The sequence below is a fragment of the Alicyclobacillus fodiniaquatilis genome, assembly GCF_042678105.1.
Lineage (GTDB): Bacteria > Bacillota > Bacilli > Alicyclobacillales > Alicyclobacillaceae > Alicyclobacillus > Alicyclobacillus fodiniaquatilis.
This window is the reverse complement of record NZ_JBHUCX010000008.1, coordinates 1-21,767: the sequence shown is the minus strand read 5'-3', so window position 1 is coordinate 21,767 and position 21,767 is coordinate 1. Positions and strand designations below refer to the sequence as shown.

Annotated in this window: 18 protein-coding genes; 3 read left to right on the top strand and 15 right to left on the bottom strand. The window is 53.3% G+C overall.

What is annotated here, in order from left to right; all coding sequences use genetic code 11:
* Positions 1-49 precede the first annotated feature (49 nt).
* From ACFSB2_RS02310 to ACFSB2_RS02290, 5 genes are all read right to left on the bottom strand, one after another.
* Complete coding sequence (locus tag ACFSB2_RS02310) at positions 50-985, bottom strand: ROK family protein (RefSeq protein ID WP_377940982.1); 936 nt, start codon at positions 983-985, stop codon at positions 50-52.
* 84 nt (positions 986-1,069) lie between these two features.
* Positions 1,070-2,341, bottom strand: coding sequence for a glucose-6-phosphate isomerase (locus ACFSB2_RS02305; RefSeq protein WP_377940980.1), 1,272 nt, complete (start codon positions 2,339-2,341; stop codon positions 1,070-1,072).
* Between the two features lie 118 nt (positions 2,342-2,459).
* Positions 2,460-3,074, bottom strand: coding sequence for a histidine phosphatase family protein (locus tag ACFSB2_RS02300; protein ID WP_377940978.1), 615 nt, complete (start codon positions 3,072-3,074; stop codon positions 2,460-2,462).
* 140 nt (positions 3,075-3,214) lie between these two features.
* On the bottom strand, positions 3,215-5,245 hold the full coding sequence (locus tag ACFSB2_RS02295) for a YhgE/Pip family protein (RefSeq protein WP_377940977.1): 2,031 nt from the start codon (positions 5,243-5,245) through the stop codon (positions 3,215-3,217).
* Positions 5,246-5,303: 58 nt separating this feature from the next.
* Positions 5,304-5,876 carry a TetR/AcrR family transcriptional regulator gene (locus ACFSB2_RS02290; protein WP_377940976.1) on the bottom strand — a complete coding sequence of 191 codons (573 nt, stop codon included), beginning with the start codon at positions 5,874-5,876 and terminating at the stop codon, positions 5,304-5,306.
* A gap of 166 nt (positions 5,877-6,042) precedes the next feature.
* Between ACFSB2_RS02290 and pcp the strand changes: the two genes are divergently transcribed.
* A complete protein-coding gene (gene pcp / locus ACFSB2_RS02285) occupies positions 6,043-6,690 on the top strand; it encodes a pyroglutamyl-peptidase I (protein WP_377940974.1) in 648 nt (215 codons plus the stop codon).
* A gap of 106 nt (positions 6,691-6,796) precedes the next feature.
* Here the strand turns inward: pcp and ACFSB2_RS02280 are convergent, their stop codons facing one another.
* The 6 genes from ACFSB2_RS02280 to ACFSB2_RS02255 form a co-directional block, all read right to left on the bottom strand.
* Positions 6,797-8,437 carry a gamma-glutamyltransferase family protein gene (locus ACFSB2_RS02280; protein WP_377941099.1) on the bottom strand — a complete coding sequence of 547 codons (1,641 nt, stop codon included), beginning with the start codon at positions 8,435-8,437 and terminating at the stop codon, positions 6,797-6,799.
* A gap of 1 nt (position 8,438) precedes the next feature.
* A complete protein-coding gene (locus ACFSB2_RS02275) occupies positions 8,439-8,741 on the bottom strand; it encodes a hypothetical protein (protein ID WP_377940973.1) in 303 nt (100 codons plus the stop codon).
* 126 nt (positions 8,742-8,867) lie between these two features.
* Complete coding sequence (locus ACFSB2_RS02270; RefSeq protein ID WP_377940972.1) at positions 8,868-9,071, bottom strand: hypothetical protein; 204 nt, start codon at positions 9,069-9,071, stop codon at positions 8,868-8,870.
* 159 nt (positions 9,072-9,230) lie between these two features.
* Positions 9,231-11,069: a ribosomal protection-like ABC-F family protein gene (gene abc-f, locus ACFSB2_RS02265; RefSeq protein WP_377940970.1), complete on the bottom strand. Its 1,839-nt coding sequence runs from the start codon at positions 11,067-11,069 to the stop codon at positions 9,231-9,233.
* A gap of 391 nt (positions 11,070-11,460) precedes the next feature.
* Positions 11,461-12,702 (bottom strand): aminopeptidase, encoded by a 1,242-nt coding sequence (locus ACFSB2_RS02260; protein WP_377940969.1) that lies wholly within the window; start codon positions 12,700-12,702, stop codon positions 11,461-11,463.
* A 102-nt stretch (positions 12,703-12,804) separates the two neighbouring features.
* On the bottom strand, positions 12,805-14,073 hold the full coding sequence (locus ACFSB2_RS02255) for an MFS transporter (RefSeq protein WP_377940967.1): 1,269 nt from the start codon (positions 14,071-14,073) through the stop codon (positions 12,805-12,807).
* Positions 14,074-14,524: 451 nt separating this feature from the next.
* On the opposite strand from ACFSB2_RS02255, the gene ACFSB2_RS02250 reads away from it, so the two are divergent.
* On the top strand, positions 14,525-14,773 hold the full coding sequence (locus ACFSB2_RS02250) for a hypothetical protein (RefSeq protein ID WP_377940966.1): 249 nt from the start codon (positions 14,525-14,527) through the stop codon (positions 14,771-14,773).
* A 93-nt stretch (positions 14,774-14,866) separates the two neighbouring features.
* On the opposite strand, the gene ACFSB2_RS02245 is transcribed toward ACFSB2_RS02250, so the two are convergent.
* The 4 genes from ACFSB2_RS02245 to xylA form a co-directional block, all read right to left on the bottom strand.
* Entirely contained in the window at positions 14,867-16,294 is a 1,428-nt protein-coding gene (locus ACFSB2_RS02245; RefSeq protein ID WP_377940965.1) for an NAD(P)/FAD-dependent oxidoreductase, read from the bottom strand.
* A 383-nt stretch (positions 16,295-16,677) separates the two neighbouring features.
* Positions 16,678-17,640 (bottom strand): N-acetylglucosamine kinase, encoded by a 963-nt coding sequence (locus ACFSB2_RS02240; RefSeq protein WP_377940963.1) that lies wholly within the window; start codon positions 17,638-17,640, stop codon positions 16,678-16,680.
* Positions 17,641-17,800: 160 nt separating this feature from the next.
* A complete protein-coding gene (gene xylB / locus ACFSB2_RS02235; RefSeq protein WP_377940962.1) occupies positions 17,801-19,357 on the bottom strand; it encodes a xylulokinase in 1,557 nt (518 codons plus the stop codon).
* Positions 19,358-19,365: 8 nt separating this feature from the next.
* Positions 19,366-20,679, bottom strand: coding sequence for a xylose isomerase (gene xylA / locus ACFSB2_RS02230; RefSeq protein ID WP_377940961.1), 1,314 nt, complete (start codon positions 20,677-20,679; stop codon positions 19,366-19,368).
* 450 nt (positions 20,680-21,129) lie between these two features.
* On the opposite strand from xylA, the gene ACFSB2_RS02225 reads away from it, so the two are divergent.
* Entirely contained in the window at positions 21,130-21,723 is a 594-nt protein-coding gene (locus tag ACFSB2_RS02225) for an ROK family transcriptional regulator (protein WP_377940960.1), read from the top strand.
* The last annotated feature ends 44 nt before the right edge of the window (positions 21,724-21,767 follow it).

Here is a 21,767-nt window from a genome sequence, read left to right as displayed (position 1 = left end):
ACTTTTTCACAAGTCCCCTAGAGTAGCTCGCCAGTTTTCTTATCGGTGTTCAGCTTGCAACTGCCTGCAAAGCCAAGCGCGCCGCACCAAGCACCCCAGCCTCAGAGCCCAATTCCGCAGGCACGATCTCACACACGCGCGCCACCCGAATCAACGCTTCTTTTGCAAACGCCTCACGCAGTGGTTTGAGCAACGCTTCGCCAGCATTCACCACACCGCCAGTAATCACGATGACATTGGGATTGAGCAAATTTGCCGCGACGCCCAAGCCAACAGCCAGCCAGTAGATCATATCGTCAATGACACCCTGGGCCACATCGTTGCCCTGCCCTGCGAGCGCAAAGATGTCTTTTGCAGTCAAATCCCCATCCGCCCCGACAAGTCCAGCTTCTTTCCCTGCGCGAACAATCGCTGTAGCGGACGACAATGTCTCCAAGCAGCCATAATGTCCACAATTGCAAAGGGCGCCTTGGTTTTTCACATGAATGTGGCCAATCTCCCCTGCCATCGTCGAAGCGCCGCGATGAATGTGCCCATCGATGACGATCCCACCGCCAACGCCCGTGCCCAAGGTGATGCACAACGACGTTTTCGCCTTTCTGCCAGCACCAAGCCACGCTTCGCCCAACGCGGCGACATTGGCGTCATTGTCAATACGCACGGGCTTGTCTAGCGCTTTTTCCAGTAGTTCGACAATAGGCACATCACGCCAGTGCAAATTGACAGACTCTTCTACCCAACCACGCTCTACATCAAGAAAAGCAGCCATCCCGACGCCAGCGCCGACAATGGTCGCCCACTCAATCTCATTTTCACGCGTCAATTGTCGCGCATAATCCGCGACCGCTTTCACGAATATCTCTGGCCCACGTTCAGGCGCCGTCGGCACAGAACCTTGGGCGATGACATCGCCGTCTGCCTTGACCAAAGCCACTTTGACATTGGTTCCGCCGATATCAATGCCAAGCGCAATCACATCGCTCATTGTCCTACCTCTCCCAACCAAGTGATCTTCACAAAAGTTCGCAAAGGGGCACATCCCCTTTGCGAACATGCATTTGGTACCCTTTTACTTTTGCAGACGAACCTTCATTTCCGTCTTATATGCCTCTACACCAGGTTGATCAAACGGATTTGTGCCCAGCAAGTAACCGCCAAACGCACAGGCGATTTCAAAGAAATAGACCAATTCCCCATACAGGCTTGCCGCTTCCCCGCTGGCGTTGATGCGGATATTTGGCACACCTGCATCACTGTGCGCCTTGATGACAGACTCAATGGCGACCTCGCGCAATGAATCGTATGTCCGCCCTTCAAGATATGCGTTCTTCTCGTCGAGGCCTTGTGGAACAACCAACTCTGGCGCATCCGCAATCTCGACATCCAGCACGGTCTCCACCAGCATTTTACGCGCATCCTGGACGTACTGGCCCATGGAGTGCAGGTCTGTGCTGAACTGCAACATGGTCGGGAACAGACCAATGCCGTCTTTCCCCTGGCTCTCGCCGAACAACTGTTGCCACCAGCCCGCAAAATCTGCGACACGCGGCTCATATGTCACCAATGCTTCCGCCGCAAATCCCTGTTGATAAAGGACATGGCGCGCCAAAGCATACTGTACACTCGGGTTGTCCGCAACATCCAGGTTGTCATAGCGCTGTTTGACTTCAGCTGCGCCAGCCATCACTTGGCGATAATCAATCCCAGCCAACGCCATCGGCAACAATCCGACTGCGGACAACACAGAGTATCGCCCACCGATGTCGTCCGGAATGGGCAATGTTGCGTATCCCTTCTCCAGTGCATATTGGCGCAATGTCCCTTTTTGCGCATCTGTGATGGCGCAGATGCGGCTTGCCGCTTCATTGCCATACCGTTGTTCGAGATATGCGCGGAACGTGTGGAAAATCGCCGAAGGTTCCAGCGTCGTCCCTGACTTCGAAACGACGACCAACGAAACTTCATGGTTGTCCAAATACTTCAGTAAATGTGCGTGATATGTACCACTCAGCTGCTGCCCCGCAAAAATGACTTGGTGTTTGCCCTGATCCACAAATTCCGGGTACACCATAGACAATACAGAACGCGCGCCAAGGTAAGAGCCGCCGATACCAATCACCACAGTCACATCTGATACTTTGGTCAATTGGTCGCTGATTTTGTCTATGTCTGCGTAAAGCTCAGCGTGATCGTCAACAGGCCAGGACAGCCAACCTTTGCCGAAGGCATCCACTTGGCCATCCAGCAATTGACGATAAGCAAACTGCGCCAATGATTGTAAACGATTTTCGTGGTCCTTTGTAAACCAAGGGCGAACTTGATCCAATGACAATTGTATCATTCTGCACACTCCTCCTAAGGACAAGCCATTTCTCTACTGTTGTATCTTACCACAATGATGAACATTTCTATGTGAGGTGTCGGAATATTTCAGGATAACTCATCGCCAGCAAATCCCCTTATACTGGCAGTAAATTGACCCCATGTATCCGAAAATCGCCCAAATCGGTATATTCGATCACGTTCATACAAGCGTTCCGCTGCACAAGCTTGCGGTACTCACCTGCATCGCCGCCGAACAGCCCGACCAAGAGCAGTCGGTTGATGGTGTTGTGGGCCACAATCACAATATCTCCGTCCGGGTGATTCGAAACGTATGATTGAAACGCCGCCAACACCAACGCTTGCCGCACAAATAAATCGTCACCGCCGGGAAGGGACGTATGCGCTGGATCCAACAGCCAATTGGAATACACATCCGGAAAAGCGCGGGCGGCTTCCGCCCTGGTCAGGCCCTCCCACGCGCCAAAACCCACCTCGCGAAATGCGGGTTCAACATGAAAATCCGCCTTGGTTACACCGTCCAGACTCTCTACCAAGGCAGTGGCTGTTTCTTCGGCGCGGCGCAGGCCGGAATGAATCACCTTCGTCACTTTTGCTTCTTTCAACAATGTGGCCGACTGACGGGCCTGCTGCCAACCCAGCGCGGTCAATCCAACGTCGGAAGAGCCGCAAAACCGCTCGCCATCGGCGTTATAGACCGTCTGCCCATGACGCAATAAATATACAAACACACTTCCACCACCCTTGTCTCTTCATCATACCGTGTTTTGCATTGCGATTCCGCAACGAATCGAAAACTTCATGCAAAAACAGACAGCGCAAGGCCTAGCGCTGTCTGTTTTTCACGTGCAAGGGTATCAATGCCTTGCTGCTATGCCTCCGCGACCGCTGATGTAGATGTTTGCGGATGGTCATTTTTAAACTGCTTGTGATAGCGGACGAGGAAATAAACCAACGTCAACGCGAGGAATGCCACCCAATACGCGAACAAATGCCAGATGTCCGATTGAAAGAACGCCAGTTTGCCACCCCCGCCCAAATACCGGAAGCCTGCGACCGTATAAGTCATCGGCAGGTACGGAGAGATGTTCTGGAAAAACGCAGGCGACAACACCACTGGGTATGTGCCAGAGCTGGTCGTCAACTGTAAAATCATCACGATCACGGCCAAGAAGCGCCCAGGATTGGCCATCGTCGTGACAAAAAATTGAATGATGGAGACAAAGGTGACACTGGTCAGCATCGAAAACAGGACAAAGGGCACTATGCTGTTCACATGAACGCCTAAACCGTACAGTAAGATGGCATCTGCCAAAAGCGACTGCACCACACCGACCAGCCCGACCAAGAGCGCCTTGGACAAAAACCAGGCGAAACCCGACGAAGGCTTCTCGGATGGATCCCGAAATGGAATGACGATGGACATCAAGAGCGCCCCGACAAACAGACCGAGCGACAGGAAATACGGCATAAATCCGTTGCCGTAGTTTGTGATGTTGCCTGCCTGTTGCTGATTGACGCCCACCGGGTCAGATATGGCTGAGACCACTTGCTTCTGATGGATCGACGGCATGTTTTTGGCGTTTTTCTGTAGTTGATCCGCCAAATTGGAAGCACCGCTGGCAATCTGCGTCGCGCCGTTTGCATACTGATGGACCCCGGACGACAATGCGCCTGCACCGGTTTGCAGGGATGACGCGCCTGCTTGCAGTTGCCCAAGCCCTGTCGTCAATTGCTGGGCGCCTGCCACCAATTGCGGCGTCTGCTTTGCCATTTGCGCAGCGCCCTGTTGCGCGGTTTGCAACTGCTGGTTGAACTTGACTAGCCCGCTTTGCAAAGCAGATTCACCGGACATCAACTGACTTGCTCCCTGCACCAACTGGCCACTTCCCGCCGCCAATTGCGCAGAACCTGTCGCCAATTTCTGACTGGCTTGCACCAATGCTTGGAATTGCGGATCCTGCGCCAATGCAGGATGGGCTTTTAGATAGGCCTGCAGTCCTTCGGCAAGCTGATTTGCGCCAGAAGCCGTCTGCTGTGTGCCCGTCTGCCCAGCCAACAGTCCCGCCTTCAACTTGGCTGCCCCAGTTTGCAACTGCGACGACGACGCTTGCAACTGTTTACCTGCGCCGCTCAGTTGACCAAGTCCTCGACTCAATTGCTGGTTCCCTCGATTTAAAGCGGCAGCGCCGTTTTCCACCGCTGTTGCGCCGGATTGAGCCTGCTGCAAATGAACCAACAGCGCGTTCGATCCACTCGCCAATTGAGCTGCCCCCTGCACCAGCGCGTGGTTTTGATTGGTCAACTTCGCGGCGCCACTGGCGACCTGTGTCGCGCCATTCGCTGCTTTGTGAAGCCCGGTCTCCAGTTGTTGAATCCCCGTCACCAACTGTGTCGTATCGGTTTTCGCCAACTGCTGCGCCGTTTGCTCCTGCAAACTGATCATCGCATTGCGTCCGATGATCCCCGCGATATAGTTGTGCCTGTCATTGGTGACGCTCACCAGTTTCGGCTGCGGCGCCCCCAACGTCGTTGCAGCATGGGCGGCTTTATCGGAAAAATCCTTTGGAATGGTGATGACCATATCATAGCGATTGTCTGTCAATCCCGTCTTTGCTTCATTCGACGAAACAAACGACCATTTAAATTCGTTGTTCTTGCGCAACTGGTTGACCAGTTGCTGGCCAGCTTGAATCTGCTTGCCGTCATACGTCGCGCCCTGATCTTGATTGACCACCGCCACAGGCAAGCGATTTAAGTTCCCGTATGGATTCCAAAAAGCCCACAGAAATATCCCCGCATATAAAACGGGAATAAAGAAAATTGCAATAATTGGAATCAGGCGTTTCAGGTGGCCAAAATTGAACTGAAACTCACGCCCGACGTCCTTGAACGGACTCATGGAACAACCCCCCACTCTAACACCGCTTCATCACAATGCCAACCCGCGCAGCGCTCACCTAAGTAGATTGCTCCAATCCATGGGCAAACACTTGATGAAAAACCTGCATCAGCGCCTCATCGGACAGTGGCTCGTGATGTGCGGTCCAATCCACAACCATGGCGGTATACGTCCTGAACAGGAGAAACGCCACCAACTCTGTAGGACATGAGACGATGTTTTGTTGCTCAATGCCCTGCTGCAATTGGCGTTGAATATAGCCGACAATGGCCCCCTCTATTTGGGCGAGCCCCTTTTGCACAGTTGGCGTACCGATTTGCCGCGCCTCTTGCGCCAATTTGACGAACAACGCGTGTTCAGTCCGAAAATGCAGCAGATTGCGCAGAACCCGCTCCAGATTCGTAAAAAAGGGATCACCTGGGACAATGGTCGCATCGGCAAGCTGTTTCATCTCTTCGATCAGTTTGCCGAGGATATGCGAATACAAAGCTTCTTTGCTCGGAAAAAACGTGTAAATCGTACCTTTCCCGACATTGGCAATGCGTGCGACCTGCTCCATCGTTGTCCCCTTATAGCCAAATTGTTGAAAGGACACCGCGGCCGCTTCGACAACTCGTTCTTCCAAATCCATTCTGCTTACCTCCATTGACCAAAAATCCATATTGGTCATTCGGTCAAAAACAGTATACGCATCTGTACTTTTGCTGTAAAGCGTCCATTTATACATCTCCATTCGCACAGGCAAACGAAATACGGCATAATGAAAAAGTGTCTGTTGTAAGGAGAGCGATAATTCGATGAGAAATATACTGATTACCGGCTTTGAACCGTTTGGCGGCGAAGTGGTCAATCCCTCCTGGGAAGTGGCGCGCCATCTGGACGAAAGAAGCTTGGAGGACGCTTACGTCATTCACGCGGTACAATTGCCTACTGCGTTTCATGCTGCGAAAATGGCTTTGGAATTAGCGATTGACAGGTTGCTCCCAGAGGTGATTGTCTGCTTAGGCGAGGCAGGAGGGCGGGCGCAACTGACCCCTGAACGCGTAGCCATCAATGTCATGGACGCGAGCATCCCGGACAATGAAGGCGACCGCCCCATCGATGAGCCCATCGACGAAGCGGGCCCTGTTGCCTACTGGTCAACACTCCCCATCAAGGCCATGGTCACGGCGATGCGCGCCGCAAACGTCCCAGCAGCGGTTTCCAATACTGCAGGGACATATGTATGCAACAGCACGTTTTACGCATTGATGCACTATGTCAGCGCGCAAAAACTACATACGCGCGCCGGATTCATCCATGTTCCCTATATGCCTGAGCAAACACTTGCGCGTTCGGCGCCTGCGCTCCCGGTTGAAACCATGGTGAAGGGCATCATCGTCGCTTTACAAGCCGTCGTACAAACGGCGGAAGATTTGCCACTGGCAGACGGACAAACCCATTGACGCCAAACGGCCAATGGGTTTGTCCACATCTTGCAATATGCGATTTTGCACCGTGTCATCCGCGCTGTCTCGATTGACATCCAAGGTTCTAACTAGGGCAGGCACATCACCATGCGGCGATTGTGCCATCGGTACGCGGCTCTGTGCCGCCAACCAAAGTCCCTGCATCCGTTCGCCAAATGATTTGGCCGCGGCCAAACCCACCATTGTCCTTGGCCACTTCAATCTGATGGCCGCGCGCAGCTAACTGTTCAACGATGGAGGCATCCATCGTGTTCTCCACCTGAATCGCCCGCTCTTCCATCCACTGCCACCGCGGCGCATCAAGCGCTGCTTGGGGATTCATGCCGAGATCCAGACTATTCACGATAACTTGTACATGCCCCTGCGGCTGCATGAAGCCGCCCATGACGCCAAATGGCCCGATTGCGGCGCCATCCTTGGTCAAAAATCCGGGAATGATGGTGTGGTACGTCCGCTTGCCAGGCTCCAATGTGTTGATGTGATGAGGATCCAGAGAGAACGTGTGCCCCCGGTTCTGCAGGGCAATCCCTGTTTCAGGCACCACAATGCCCGAACCGAATCCCATATAATTGCTTTGAATGTACGAGACCATGTTGCCCTCTTCATCCGCAGTGTTCAAATACACTGTGCCGCCCCGAATCGGCGCGCCCGGCGTGGGATCGAGCGCCATTTGTCCGATCCGCTGGCGCTGCGTAGCAGCATGGCTGTCATCGAGCAGTTCTTCGACCTCGACGGCGAGATGACGTGCGTCTGTAATATGCTTTTTGCCATCTTCGAAGGCCAGTTTGATGGCTTCCATCTGCAAGTGCGCGCGTTCCAGCGGATCGCAACTGGCGATGTCATATCCCTTCAAGATGTTGAGCGCCAACAACGCCACAAGCCCTTGTCCGTTCGGCGGCAGCTCCCAGACGTCATAGCCGCGATAATTGACATGGATGGGATCCACCCATTCAGGGCGATAGCTTGCCAGATCTTCTTTCCGCAGCAGACCACCGGTTTCACGTGCAAACGCATCTATCCGCGCCGCCAAGTTCCCTTCGTAAAAATCACGGGCATTCGATTGACCAATGGCCTCCAGTGTCCGCGCATGTCCTTCACTGCGAAAGACATCGCCGGGCTTTGGTCCAAGTCCCTCAGGCGCAAATACCTTGAACCACGACTCAAATTCTGGACCAGTCAGCACCGTCCGCAGCTTTTGTGCGGCAGACTGCCAATATTTCGCTGTGATAGGCGACACCGGATACCCATCTCGCGCATAGGCGACAGCTGGCTCCAACACCTGTTGCAGCGAAAGTTTGCCAAATCGCTCAATCAGATCCGCCCATGCGGCAGGGATCCCGGGGACAGTCACTGGCAGCCACCCAAACGTCGGCATCTGTTCATGACCGCGCGACCGTACGGCGTCACGTGTCAGGTTTGCCGGAGCTGGCCCGCTCGAATTGAGTCCATGCATTTTTCCCTTATGCCACACAATGGCAAATGCGTCCCCGCCGATGCCGTTCGAGGTGGGTTCGACCACGGTCAATACCGCTGCCGTCGCCACCGCCGCATCGATGGCATTGCCGCCTTTTTGCAACATTTGCAACCCTGCTTGAGCCGCCAATGGCTGTGAAGTGGCGACCATGCCATGACGCGCGTAAACTGTGGTCCGGCGTGAGGCAAATGGATATTGCAAAGCATCAAAATTCACTGCAGACACCCTCTCCGTGTGCGTATCGCGCATTTCACTGGTCTGCGGCAAGCGCCGCTTCCATCACAAAGTCCCGTTCTATATCTCGATACATGGCGCAGCAACCAGACGCGCCAACGCGGGAATCTCTCTGGTACTCTCCGACACATCTGTTTCGCGCGATTGTTGTGACACCCGCTAACCGTCGTTCGTGCACTGCAACGAATTGCCCATGTTCAGCGCTAGAACAATCATCAGCCAGTTGAAAACAAACACGAGTATTTTCATTGTATTTTGGGAATTTGAGCGAGTCAACGAACGACAGATACGCCATCGCAGGGCAAAGACATTTTCGCAAGCGTTTGCCCTTCTCTGCTTCGTATGTGAATGACGACATATGTACATCCGTAACACCAAAAGCCATTGTTATGAAGACCGATTTTCGGCAGCCACATTAAAAATCGCGTGCAGCCGCGTTGGTGAATTACGCTTGCAGCCCAATGAGCGCTTCGACCTGCTCTTTGTTACGTCTTGACACCTTATATTGCACAGCAAACCGAACGCCTTCTCTGTAGTATTCCGCCATGACTTGGCACTTCATTTGTGCGGAGGAGATCCGTTTCATCACTTCTTTATCTTCAGTGTATACCGCCACATAACCGTCATCCAAACGCCACATATCACTCATCCCATTCGCCTCGTATCGAACATATGTTCTCCACTCTGTTAATAAAACACTTCGCGATAGACTTCGCGAATCCTGTTTGCCCTTGGTTTGATCACGATATTTTTTTCACTCCCCAATATGACAATTTATTTGCGGGATATGCTGCGCGCCTTCCGCCAATCATGGCTCCCCTTTCAATCTGGCGATTTCTTTGCGCAGCGCACGCATCCGCGCTACACGATCTTCCTGTTCGCGTTCATCGACATCTGCATCCGCTTGAATCCACCCAGCAAGCTCATACTCCAACCGCTGAATCTGTTGTTTTCGATCCGGCTCCTGCGCCAATGGATCTGCCTTTGCCGCGACATATTCGTCGTACGTGCGACGGAACACCTTTGTCCGGCCATCTGCGACCTCAAGCACACAGTTGGCCAGCTTGGACAGGAGATACCTGTCGTGCGAGACGATGACGAGCGTCCCGGGATAATCCAACAGCGCATCCTCTACGTGTTCGCGCGTATCGACATCCAGATAGTTCGTTGGCTCATCCAGAACGAGCAAATTGCAATTTGACACGTAGAGGCGCACAAAAGCGACGCGGCAACGCTCGCCCATACTCAATTGCCCAATCTGTTTATAGACCTCCTCGCGCGCAAACAGAAAACCGGCGAGAATGGTCCTTGCGTACGCCTGTGTCATACCCGGCAACTGTAAAATGGCGTCCAAAACGGTCTGTGTTGGGTCCAGCCGCGCCAACTCTTGGTCAAAATAGCCAATGTCCAGTTGAGGATGGCGCCTGACTTTGCCTTCCATCGCCTCAAGTTGTTTGGTGATGCCTTTGAGCAACGTGGATTTGCCCGCGCCATTCTCTCCAACCACCGCCAGTCGATCCCCACGCTTCAATGTCAAATTGACGCCAGTCAGCACAGGCTGCTCTTGGTATCCAAGCGTCGCATTTTCGATTTGCAGCAGTGTGCTTGCCTCAAACTGCCCTGGTGAAAAGACGACTTGCGCCTGGGCCGCATCCTGCGGCTTGCTCGTCTGCGCTTGCTCCAGCCGTTCGAGCGCACGCTCTTTTGCCTTAAATCGCGTCGCATTTTTCGCAGCGCGCTTTTTCATAAATGGATTTCGTTCACCAGCTGCTTGGTGCGCGCGCTCATACCATTGTCGGTAGCGCGCAATGGCCTCCATCAATGCCTCGCGCGCCTTCACCTGCTTGTCAAACAGCGCTTGCTGGGTTCTCCGTTCAACCGCACGCGTCGCTTGCATCGCCGAGTAGCCGCCCACATAGCGCCTCGTCCCCGCTTGAGTCAGTTCTAGCGTCGCGTCGGCGACGTGATCGATAAAATACCTATCGTGTGTGACCATCAACACGCTGTGGGGCGTCTCGCGAATCCAGCGTTCGAGCCAGATCAGCGTCACGGTGTCCAAATGATTTGTCGGTTCATCCAACAGTAGCACGCTCGGTTTTTGCAACATCAGCCGGGCCAACTGCGCGCGGGTCTTTTGACCGCCGCTCAAACAGTCGTAAGGCGCTTCCCAGATTGTCTCCGGCAGGCCGAACCGCCGCAGTGTGGCCTCCAACTCCGCTTCCCAGGCATATCCGTCAACAGCCATATAGTTATCCAGCAGCACGCCGTATCGATTCGCCAGCGCCGTCATATCCGCATCCGTCTCATCGGCAGCCCTCTGCATGCGCTGCTCCATCTGCGCCAGTTCTCGTTGCAATCCATCCCGTTCTACGTCCCCAGATTGCACGAATGCGCGCGTAGTCACTGTTGATTCGACCACTGCATGCTGCGCCAACAACCCCCAGGCATCCACTGGAATGGCACGGTGGATTTTCCCCGCATCAAGCGAGACATGTCCTGCCAAGGCCGCCAAAAGCGTGCTTTTGCCCACACCGTTCCGTCCATATAAAACCAATTTTTCGCCTTGCCCAAGTTCAAAATTTACGTTCTCAAACAGCGTCTCTGCACCCCAGGACTTCGCTGCATTTTCGACTCGAATCACGTACATATCTACACCTCCGCATAGAAAAAAGACGCAAGCATCTGCCTGCGTCGCGGAAGGGAAAGACACCACACAGTAAAAGGCGGATCAAAACGCCCAGTACCCGTCGTGCGCTAACCTGATGGTGAATTTTTGAGGTGCCCATGAGGACACACCTATCCCGTCCGCTCCGCAAAGGCCATGCCTTTGACTGCATTCAATTGAGTGCTCAAGCGTGACGGGATAGACTCATATCGCAAAATTTCCTCCGTTCAATAAATGTTCATTTTTGATGATAACCGTTCTTATGACCGATATCAACGCCAAAATCACTCACTCTGCTTCGCTGACGCTCAGCACTGTTTCTTTCACGACATCCAACCAGGGCAACCCAGCACGCATCCATCTGCCCCCAACCTCAAATCATCGTCGCCCATTTCCCGCCGCGGAAAATCGGAACAGTCTGCCCATCCATTGTCAACGCGTCAATATCCATCTCATTCGATCCGATCATAAAATCGACGTGCATCAAGCTTTCGTTGAGCCCATGCGCTTCCCACTCGGCGTGCGCCAACTTGGTGCCACCCTCAATCAGCGGGTAGGCTCGGCCAATCGCGAGGTGACAAGACGCGTTTTCATCAAACAGCGTGTTGTAAAAAAGTCGATTCATCTGGGCAATCGGCGAGTCGATTGGCACCAAAGCGACTTCGCCGAGAAAATGGCTGCCTTCATCCGCTTCGATAATGCTCTTCAACGCCTCTAACCCAGTGTCCGCCGTATAGTCGACAATCCGTCCACCTTCGAAGTGCAGTTTCATCCCCTCAATCATCGAGCCGTTGTGATTGAGCGGCAACGTGCTGGTGACAACCCCGTGCACACCCGTTTTGTTCGGAGTGGTATACACTTCCTCGGTCGGGATGTTTGCCACATACGGAACGCCATCGAGCGCGTTATGACGAGCCGAGGACCAGTAGTGCCGTGGTGCCAATTCGATGGTCAAATCCGTGCCCGGCGCTTGGTAGTGCAAAGATTTGATTTTCATCTTCGTCAACCAGTCGCTGCGCTGCTGGAGCGTAGTCACATGATCTTCCCAATCGCGAACCGGGTCGGCGCCTGTCGCGCGCGAACAATAGAAAATATCGTTCCACAGTGCCTGCACGCGTTCATTCTCTGGCAATTCCGGATGTACTTTATTCGCCCAGGCCTGGGTCGGCGCAGATGTCAAAACCCAGCGATATTGATCGCCCGTCCGTCGATTGTCAAAATCGCGAAACGCAGAGGCAACCGCGCGTTCAGATTGCGTGATGCGATCATGCGCCACCCCTTGGTACAAATCTGGATCTGGCGCTGGGATGGCGATGAAGGCGGCGCCTTCCTGCGCCAATTGTTCAACCCACGACGCCTGCCATTTGGCGCGCGTCGCCAACGTCTCCAACGAACCACGCGCGACGGTTTCACGCATCCACCACTCGTCGCCCCAGTCGACATGTACGAACTTAGCACCTGCATCATAGGCCACTTCCGTCAGCATGCGGGCATATTCAATGTGTTCCGGATAGACTTGGCGGCGACCAAACCCAATCACCAGGTGCTGGCCTTTTTGTAAATTCACGCCCACCTTGACGGCTAACTCTGCGTACTTCCTCAATTGTTCTGTCAAAGGTCAATTCATCTCCTTGTTTGGCAATTCACGATACCCTTTTTCACGGTCTCAACCCAGCTTCTATCATGGCGCAATCGGCAGACCCATATGTAGTTGGCGTCACCCTGACTTCGCATTTGACGCCTGTGACGAACGGTCAAAGTCCCGGAACAAACGTCCGTACAAAAGTGTGGAGCCAAGTTGCAGCACACCACCTAAATAGAATGGCAGACCCAGTTCGCCAATGTCTAGGATATACCCAGACAACGTTGGGCCAAGCGCAGATGTGAGGCGCATGACCAACGAATTCATACTCACAGAAAAACCTCGCCGCTGATTGCGTGTCAAACTCGCGCTCAATGCCGAACGCGCGCCCTGCGTGCCGCGGTTTAAAGCGGATCGCAGGATATAGAAGACAGAAGCCAACCAGAATGAAGGCATGAGCGGCAAAATCAGAATCATACACACACCGAGCACCTGAAAGAACACGACCGATTTGACCATGCCAAAGCGGCGGGTCAGTTCACCGGTGATCAATGAGGAAAAGCCTGTCAAGACAAACGAGACAGCCAAGGTAACCCCGATTTGCGCGGTAGATGCCCCAAACTTGATGGCGAACCAGTAGGAGATGAGCGGGCCGAAAAAGCCGACGGCTAAGCCATTCAACAAGTTTACGGCGGCCAATTTGAGCATATTGCGGTTTTCCCGCTGCCGAATCTGTCGCTCCGCTGCGTGCGCATCTGTTTCACTGACTGTCGCCTGTGCTTGGTTTGCTGCAGGCGCCGGGGGCTGATGCTGTCGCTCCTCCTTCGGTGTGAGGCTAATGACGACGGCGCAGGCCACTGAAAATAAAAACATCAGGAAAAATAACGGTCGGAAACTAAGTGCGCCAGGTAACGCGTGACTCCACCATTTTGTCGTGCCAGCGATGACGGAACCCAGCGCCATGCCGAAGAACCCCAATGCGCTGTTGACGCTGAATACGCGTCCGCGCGACGCGCGTGGCACCAACGCCGCCATCCACGCCTGTTCCGCTGGCGTAAACGGCCCAGCAGCGCCATTTTGTCCGCGGCCGAACCCCGCAATGACAATGACAGCAGTGAGCACAATCGAATTGGCCGTAAAGGTCACCAACAGCGCTGCGACGGCAATCAAGCATTCGTAAATCAGCAGAAATGGCTTGCGCCCTATCCGGTCGCTCAATACGCCAATCAACAAAATCATTGCGGCGCCAAAGATGCCGGCAGCGGAAATGACGCCCCCAATGGCCTGCGCTGACCAGTGGAGATCTTTTAAGTACAGTGTCAAATCCACGACTGCGATCCCTTGGCTGATACTGCGCAACGTGCGCGCAACCTGTAAATGAAGAACCGTTCTCTCTACATGCATGGCATCACCAATCCTGAACATAAAGTCTCACGCGTTTTACTGCTGCGCACGCGCTTGCTGACGGCCATGTGTGGTTCCTCCGGGCATTGTGACACCGATATGGCGATCTCTTCAGCCATTATACCGCTTTGCGAAATATTTATGGAGCGGATCACAAGCCGTGGCCTGCAGCTCGCGTCACAGATGATTTCGCAAATCTTTTATATTGAGAATGCCGCGCATCGTAATTAGATTTATATTTCACTGGATGATCATCTAATGCGTGAAAATGTACATGAGTTCAATGATCATGAGACAAGTGATCACGATGCCAATCACAGCCAATATCCGTATGATTCTTCTTTTCTTTAGAATAAACCATTTAAAACCTTGACCCTTCTCATGCCTGATCTCCTCTATAATTTAGGAGAATCATCCTTTTCGAAAAAAACACATTGTTGAGGTGTTAAACGTGAACAGATTTTTTAAAAATCTTTTTTCACCCAAAACGCTGATCTATATCGCCCAAAATCATGACGATTATTTTCGGGTGCTCAGGAAATTAGACGACTGTAATGTCAGATACTCGGTGAAAACGCCAATGAATTTAAACGGACCAGTAGGTGGGTTTTCTTCGAGAGACACACAAATTAACTTTTATGAGATTTATGTAAAAAAAGAGGATGAGGGAAAGGCGATCATGGCCATCAACCCCGAATAACTCATAAACCTGGATTTCGGCAGTCTTTCAATCATTCGGTGACAAACAGGCCCCCACTCGCATGAAGTGGAGGCCGATGGGGCATATAGATGCTCACGCCATTCGCGCAATGATATTGCGCGCCGCGTAAACGCCGCTGCTGGCGGCTTGGGAAATTCCTCGGGAAATACCAGGCCCGTCGCCCGCACAGTACAATCCCGAAATCTTCGTCTGCAAATCGGTGCCGACATCTGCGCGCGAGGCGTAAAATTTCGCCTCGACACCGTAGAACAGCGTGTGGTCACTGGCAATCCCTGGTGTCACACGGTTGAGCGCCTCGATCATCTCCTGCAGCGCAACCATCGTCTTATAGGGCAAGACGAGCCCCAAATCTCCAGGTACAGCCTCTTTGAGCGTCGGTTCAATGAACCCTTCCTGAATTCGATCCGCCGTACTGCGCCGCCCCTTCAAGATATCGCCGTATTTCTGTACGATGATGGAGCCGTTGGACAGCTCGTTGGCGTGTTGACAGATGCTCTTGGCAAACTCATTCGGCCTGTCAAATGGCTCTGTAAAACGGTGACTGACCAGCAACGCAAAGTTGGTATTGTCCGTTCCCAACGCCGGATCTTTGTAGGCGTGGCCGTTGGCGGCCATCACGCCTGTATGATTCTCCACCACCACATGCCCCGAAGGGTTGCTGCAAAAAGTACGCACTTTCAGTCCGGTCGAAGGCGATTGGTAGATGAACTTGCCCTCGTACAGATGTTCGTTGATTTCCTGCATAATCACATTGGAGGTTTCGACGCGAACACCGATGTCGACCTGATTGTTGCTCATTTTCAACTTGTGTTTGCGGAACAAATCGGACAGCCATGTCGATCCGTCACGCCCAGGCGCAATGATGACGTAATTGGCCAACAACTCTTCACCGCTCTTCAGCCGAATTCCGCGCACTTGTTCTTCCTCGACCAGGAAATCCTCGACAAACGCCCGGAACTTCAAATCGATGTGTTCGCCCAGGTAGGCAAAAATCCGATTCATCAATTCCAAGTTCAAATCCGTGCCAATATGCCGCACACGAGCGCGCAACAGTTTCAATCCAGCGCCCGCCGCCCGCCGCTCAATGCGCGCAACGGCTTCTGTCGTCGGATCTGTAATGGTGTCTGGCGCGCCGTGGCTCAAATTGATGGCGTCGACATCGTGAATCAATTGTATGACTTCCGATGGTGGCAAGTAGTCGGTCAAGAAGCCGCCAAATTCGGAAGTGATGTTAAACTTGCCGTCACTGAAGCTGCCTGCGCCACCTGCGCCGTTGATGACGCCACAAGCGGGCCAACAGCTTGCATACGTCTTGATTTTATTGGCAGGCGGACATTTATCAATTTTGCCCTCCATAATCGGGCAATGACGGTATTTGGCTTCCACGCCTTTGTCGATCAACAGCACTTTCGCTTGCGGCGCCTTGCGCGTAAACTCGTATGCGGCATATAAGCCGGCAGGTCCAGCGCCTACGATAATCACATCATATTGATTGCTCATTGCTAATCCTCCATCTATCTCTCACTTCAGCCTGCGCTGAAAATTGTTCGCTACTCGAAAATGAATGGGCACTCTGATACTGCGCCATTCACAGGCATGAGATTGCACACCACATGCGCTTTGCCGCTGCAGGTGGTGCATACACCATGTAGGATACGCTTGACATCCAAGAACAAAACCCGAACGTTCACCACACATTCCGGATGAACGTTCGAAAAGCAAACCTTTGCTATTATAACGACTTGAACGAAACTTGCAAGGGGAAGATGCAAATTTGCACAAATTTCCGTAAGCGCTGTCATTCGAACGGACGACCATTTCATTTCTCATCCTATGGCACAAATGACACCAATGCGAATGCTGTGGCATCGCGCCACAGCCCATTACGTCATGACAGCAGCCTCAATCCCCTGCCATGTGCCTTCATCAAAGCGGGTTAACAGCGTTCTGTCCACCAAACGCATGGCGCGCATCAACGCGCCGGTGACCGCATTCAATCGAATTGGGGTGATTTCCACATCTGGCAACCGTCCCCTCAGTTTCTCCAAGAGGATTTCACTCTTTGTAAACAAACTGCCAGACAAAACGACACGTTGATCCATCTCTGGTAACCGCTGCAGCACCGACTGCAAAAGCTGCATGTGCGCTTCAGATGCAACCTCCAGAATCGCTGCCGCGACCTCATCTTCATCAGCAAGTTGCAGGACACTGGCCGCAAATGAAGCCATCACGGCAACCGGATTGTCAGCGTCGTACACCACCGGGATCAACTGTTCTGCGGCGGTTACATCATAGACCTTTTGCGCTGCCTCCCAGAGACACGTGTTTGGCCCGCGCCCTTCACAGCTTTGAATCGCCGCCATCAGTCCCCGTCGACCGATATCAAAACCGCTGCCTTCATCGCCAATCAAGTAACCGTATCCGCCCGCGCGAGCCACCTGGCCATCCAGCGTCTCACCGACGGCGACCGTCCCCGTGCCGCCAATCAGCACTGCGCCCGAGCGGCCGTTTGTCCCAGCCGTCAGCGGCGCCATCGAATCGTTGGTCACTTCGATTCGCGCCAAGGGAAAGTCCGCCTGCAGTTCTTGCGCCATCCGCACAGACTGTTCTGGCAAATCGATGCCAGAGAGACAAGCGGACAGCCCGATCACCTCGTTCGCCGGTTGCTTCATTTGGGCCAGCGCCCGATTCAGCGTCTCCACCAGTGCAGTCCGCGCAGTTTCCCAGCCAACGGAACTCTGGCGGCTCGCCGGACCAAGCGCCACGCTCCCTTGCATGGAAGCGGGATCGAAAACAAATGCGCGCGTGGACGTCCCTCCACCGTCAATGCCTACATATAGCGCCATTCAGGTGCACTCCATTTCCCCGTGTTTCTCCGTGATATCCTAAAATTCATGCTCACCGAGATCATACCACGTCGCTTCATCCAGTTGGGCACACCACACAAGAAAAAGGCGGTCGATCTCGCTCGACCGCCGCCCAAATCCTGTTGGCAACTGTGACAAATTACCCTTCTATCCCCTGCACTGTCGCGTGAAGCGCCTGAAACGAAGACCGAAGCGATCTGTACACGTCCCCATACAGGTGATGATACTGCTGATAAACAGCTTGGTTTGCTGCATTTGCCTCCGTGCTGCCGCTGGTCTGGATGAGCTCGTCGCAAGCATCCTGAATCGTGGCAAAACAGCCGCTGCCCACGCCAGCCAACAACGCCGCGCCAAAGGCAGGCCCTTCATTCGCCTGAACCGTATAGACGGATTGAGCGAACACATCCGCTTGAATCGAACGCCAAAGCGGGCTTCTGGCCCCGCCGCCAGAGACGCGGACGTGATCTATCGGCAAGTTCAAATCGCGAATCAACTGCATGCAATCCTGCAGACTGTAAGCGACGCCTTCCATGATGGCGCGAACGAAATGCGCGCGCTGGTGGCGCGCTGTCATGCCAAAGAACACCCCGCGCGCCAGCGGATCCAAATGTGGCGTGCGTTCCCCCATCAGATAGGGCAAATAAATCAATCCGTCGCTGCCTGCTGGCGCTTTCTCCGCTTCCAGCGCCAACAATTCATAGGGATCGCGCTGAATCAAATTCGCCGTCGCCTGCTCCAATTGCGCAAATTCATTGCGGAACCACTGCAGCGAACCGCCCGCCGATTGCGTCACACCCATGACATGCCAAGCGCCTGGCACAGCGTGGCAGAACGTGTGCAACCGCCCCTGCGGATCTTTGACGATGGTGTCCGCATAGGCGAACACCACGCCTGACGTGCCAATGGTGCTGGACACCACGCCGGGGCGGACGACACCGTTGCCAATTGCGCCCGCAGCCTGATCTCCCGCGCCAGCAACCACCTTTGTCCCGGCAGCCAGCCCAGCGGCTTGCGCCGCCTCGCTGCTGACCTCACCCGTGACATTGATGGACTCATACACCTCCGGCAACCATGCCGTCGGCACATCCAAAGCCGCGCACATCTCCTTGGACCAGCACCGCTTCTCCACGTCCAACAAGAGCATGCCCGACGCATCTGAGACATCGGTGGCAAACGCGCCAGTCAACCGATAGCGGATATAGTCCTTCGGCAGCAACACTTTGTCGATGCGAGCATAGTTCTCTGGTTCTTCATCCCGCACCCACAAGAGCTTCGTCGCCGTAAAATTCGTCAAAGGCGGATTGGCCGTGTACTGGATGGTCTTTTCGACACCCACATGATCCGCAATCCAATCCACTTGCGCTTGTGTGCGTTGATCACTCCACAAAATGGCTGGACGAATCACCTTGCCGGCTTTGTCGAGCAAGACCAAACTGTGCATCTGCCCGGTCAATCCAATCCCTTTGATGGCCGCAGGCTCCACACCTGCGGCGCGAATCACATCGCGAATCGCCAAGGCGGTCTCCCGCCACCAGACGTCCGGGTCTTGCTCCACATACCCAGGACGCGGTTGCTGAAACGGATACTCCCGTGTGGTCTGCGCGTGACAGACGCCCTTTTCATCACAGAGTACCACCTTGACGCCCGACGTTCCCACATCAATGCCCAACAGTCCCGTTTCCACGTTCGCCGTCATCGGTCAGTTCACGCTTCCAACAGGTATTGGTTGAGGATGGAAAGCAACAATTCCTGACGACCAGAAGTCGTGACGGCGACAGGCTTGTCGATGATGTACGCCTCCAGCGATTTGAGGGTCGCCTTGCCATCGACGATGTCTTTGCCAACGCCTTCCCTATAGCTGCTGTACCGCTCCTCAATTACATTGTCGAACACTTTGTCTTCAATCAGTTTAGCCGCCACTTTCAAGCCGCGCGCAAAGCTGTCCATGCCGACGATATGCCCGTAAAATAGATCGATTGGCGTCATGGAAGCGCGACGGACTTTCGCGTCGAAATTCAGGCCGCCGCTGTGCAGACCGCCGTTCTTCAAGATTTGGTACATCGCCAGCGTCGTGCTGTACATGTCCGTCGGGAACTCGTCCGTATCCCAACCGAGCAATGGATCACCTTGGTTTGCATCGACCGATCCCAGCATGTTGTGAATGCGGCTGACATACAGCTCGTGCTCAAACGTGTGCCCAGCCAAAGTTGCATGGTTTGCTTCAATATTCAGCTTGAATCGATCCGCCAGGCCATGTGTCTGCAAGAATGAAATCGTGGTTGCTGCATCAAAATCATATTGGTGTTTAGTTGGCTCTTTCGGCTTTGGCTCCAGCAAGAATTGACCTTTAAATCCGATTTCGTCGGCATAGTCACATGCCATGCTAAACAGGCGCGCCAAATTGTCCTGTTCCAGCTTCATATCCGTATTGAGCAGGGTTTCGTACCCTTCGCGGCCACCCCAGAAGACATAGTTTTGGGCGCCCAACTCGACGGCGACCTCTAGGCCTTTTTTCACTTGTGCAGCGGCAAAGGCAAACACGTCCGCGTATGGCGAGCTGGCCGCGCCATGAACGAAACGCGGGTTGGAGAACATATTGGCGGTATTCCACAACAATTTCTTGCCGCTGGTTTTCATGTAATCCTGAATCATCGAGACGATGACATCGAGATTTTTGTTCGTTTCCCGCAGTGTGTCGCCCTCTGGCGCAATATCTCTGTCGTGAAAACAGAACATGGAGACATCCATCTTCTCCAAAAACTCAAATGTCGCTTCAACGCGTTTTTTGGCCAAATCCATTCCCGTGTAGCCGTCCCAAGGACGAATCATGTTCGGCAATCCGAACGGATCGTTCCCTTGCAATGTCAGGGTGTGCCAATAACTGACTGCAAAACGAAGATGCTCGGCCATTGTCTTGCCAGCAACCACTTCACTCGGGTTGTAGTATTTAAAAGCCAGAGGATTGCGCGACTTAGGCCCTTCATATGCGATCTTTGAAACGTCAGAAAAATATGCCATTTCCATCACCTTTGTAAAATTGGATTTAGCCGTACGGCTAGCTCGTGTGGATTTTGTATGTGACAAACTCACTGCAACAAACGTTGACGTCTGCCGCTGCCACCAACCTCTGGGAAGAAGGAACATTTAGTTTGTTGGTTGAATAAATTTATAGTAACAAAAGCTTGCCAGCAATTCAACGAAATTGTGTGAGCGTTTGCAAAAATCGTGGATTGCCGCTGCCACATATCGCAAAATGCGGATATGAACAGGCCGCCAAATCTTATGATGCGCAGTGGATCGACAAGATATGTCGCAATCAAATATCCCGTTCATAAATCGCGAATCTATGATGCGCAGTCGCCCAATTTCAAATTTATCAGACGCTCATGTAAGATATACAAAGATGTTTTCGTTGTTTATAAGTTTGAGCACGCTTGCAAAACCCAGTGTAAATGAAGGGGTATTTAGGTGAAACGCACAGGAGATCAAGCATTTATCAAAGACCTGAATCAATCCATTGTCCTCAATCTGCTTCGTTTCCAAGGGGCCATTTCGCGTGCAGATATATCTCGCCAGACCGGTCTGAACAAAGCGACCGTATCTAGCATTATCGATGAACTCATCAGTGAGGATTACGTCCACGAAATCGGCCACGGGCAGTCGCAGATAGGCAGACGGCCCATGTTGCTCGATTTCAATCCAAATGTCGGCCGCGTCATCGGCCTTGATTTGGGCACCGACTATATCCGGGTGCTGGTGCTGGATCTGTGCGCCAACGTGCTGGATACGTTTGAAGAACTGTTGTCTCAGCCAACCGACGCGGATCAAACCATGACCAAAATGACGACGATGCTCAAAACAGTGGTCGCGTCCATCGAACCAACACGGCTGGGCGTGCTCGGCATCGGCGTTGGCGTGCCCGGTTTAGTTGACGCGGCACGCGGCATGGTCTTAAACGCACCCAATCTCCATTGGCAAAACGTCCAATTGAAGTCGTTGCTAGAGACCAGCTATCTAATGTCAAGCACTCTTTTGAGTTCTAAGAACCATGAAGGGAAGTGATTTTTAGGCGCATCTATATAAGCCTGTCAAAGACAGACGTGATT

What these genes read in the sequence shown, in the direction of transcription:
- xylA (WP_377940961.1), bottom strand. Translation starts at nt 20,679, where the DNA reads ATGGCATATTTTTCTGACGTTTCAAAGATCGCATATGAAGGGCCTAAG.
- ACFSB2_RS02305 (WP_377940980.1), bottom strand. Translation starts at nt 2,341, where the DNA reads ATGATACAATTGTCATTGGATCAAGTTCGCCCTTGGTTTACAAAGGAC.
- ACFSB2_RS02240 (WP_377940963.1), bottom strand. Translation starts at nt 17,640, where the DNA reads ATGGCGCTATATGTAGGCATTGACGGTGGAGGGACGTCCACGCGCGCA.
- abc-f (WP_377940970.1), bottom strand. Translation starts at nt 11,069, where the DNA reads ATGTACGTGATTCGAGTCGAAAATGCAGCGAAGTCCTGGGGTGCAGAG.
- ACFSB2_RS02295 (WP_377940977.1), bottom strand. Translation starts at nt 5,245, where the DNA reads ATGAGTCCGTTCAAGGACGTCGGGCGTGAGTTTCAGTTCAATTTTGGC.
- xylB (WP_377940962.1), bottom strand. Translation starts at nt 19,357, where the DNA reads ATGACGGCGAACGTGGAAACGGGACTGTTGGGCATTGATGTGGGAACG.
- pcp (WP_377940974.1), top strand. Translation starts at nt 6,043, where the DNA reads ATGAGAAATATACTGATTACCGGCTTTGAACCGTTTGGCGGCGAAGTG.
- ACFSB2_RS02280 (WP_377941099.1), bottom strand. Translation starts at nt 8,437, where the DNA reads ATGCGCGATACGCACACGGAGAGGGTGTCTGCAGTGAATTTTGATGCT.
- ACFSB2_RS02310 (WP_377940982.1), bottom strand. Translation starts at nt 985, where the DNA reads ATGAGCGATGTGATTGCGCTTGGCATTGATATCGGCGGAACCAATGTC.
- ACFSB2_RS02255 (WP_377940967.1), bottom strand. Translation starts at nt 14,073, where the DNA reads ATGCATGTAGAGAGAACGGTTCTTCATTTACAGGTTGCGCGCACGTTG.
- ACFSB2_RS02245 (WP_377940965.1), bottom strand. Translation starts at nt 16,294, where the DNA reads ATGAGCAATCAATATGATGTGATTATCGTAGGCGCTGGACCTGCCGGC.
- ACFSB2_RS02290 (WP_377940976.1), bottom strand. Translation starts at nt 5,876, where the DNA reads ATGGATTTGGAAGAACGAGTTGTCGAAGCGGCCGCGGTGTCCTTTCAA.
- ACFSB2_RS02270 (WP_377940972.1), bottom strand. Translation starts at nt 9,071, where the DNA reads ATGAGTGATATGTGGCGTTTGGATGACGGTTATGTGGCGGTATACACT.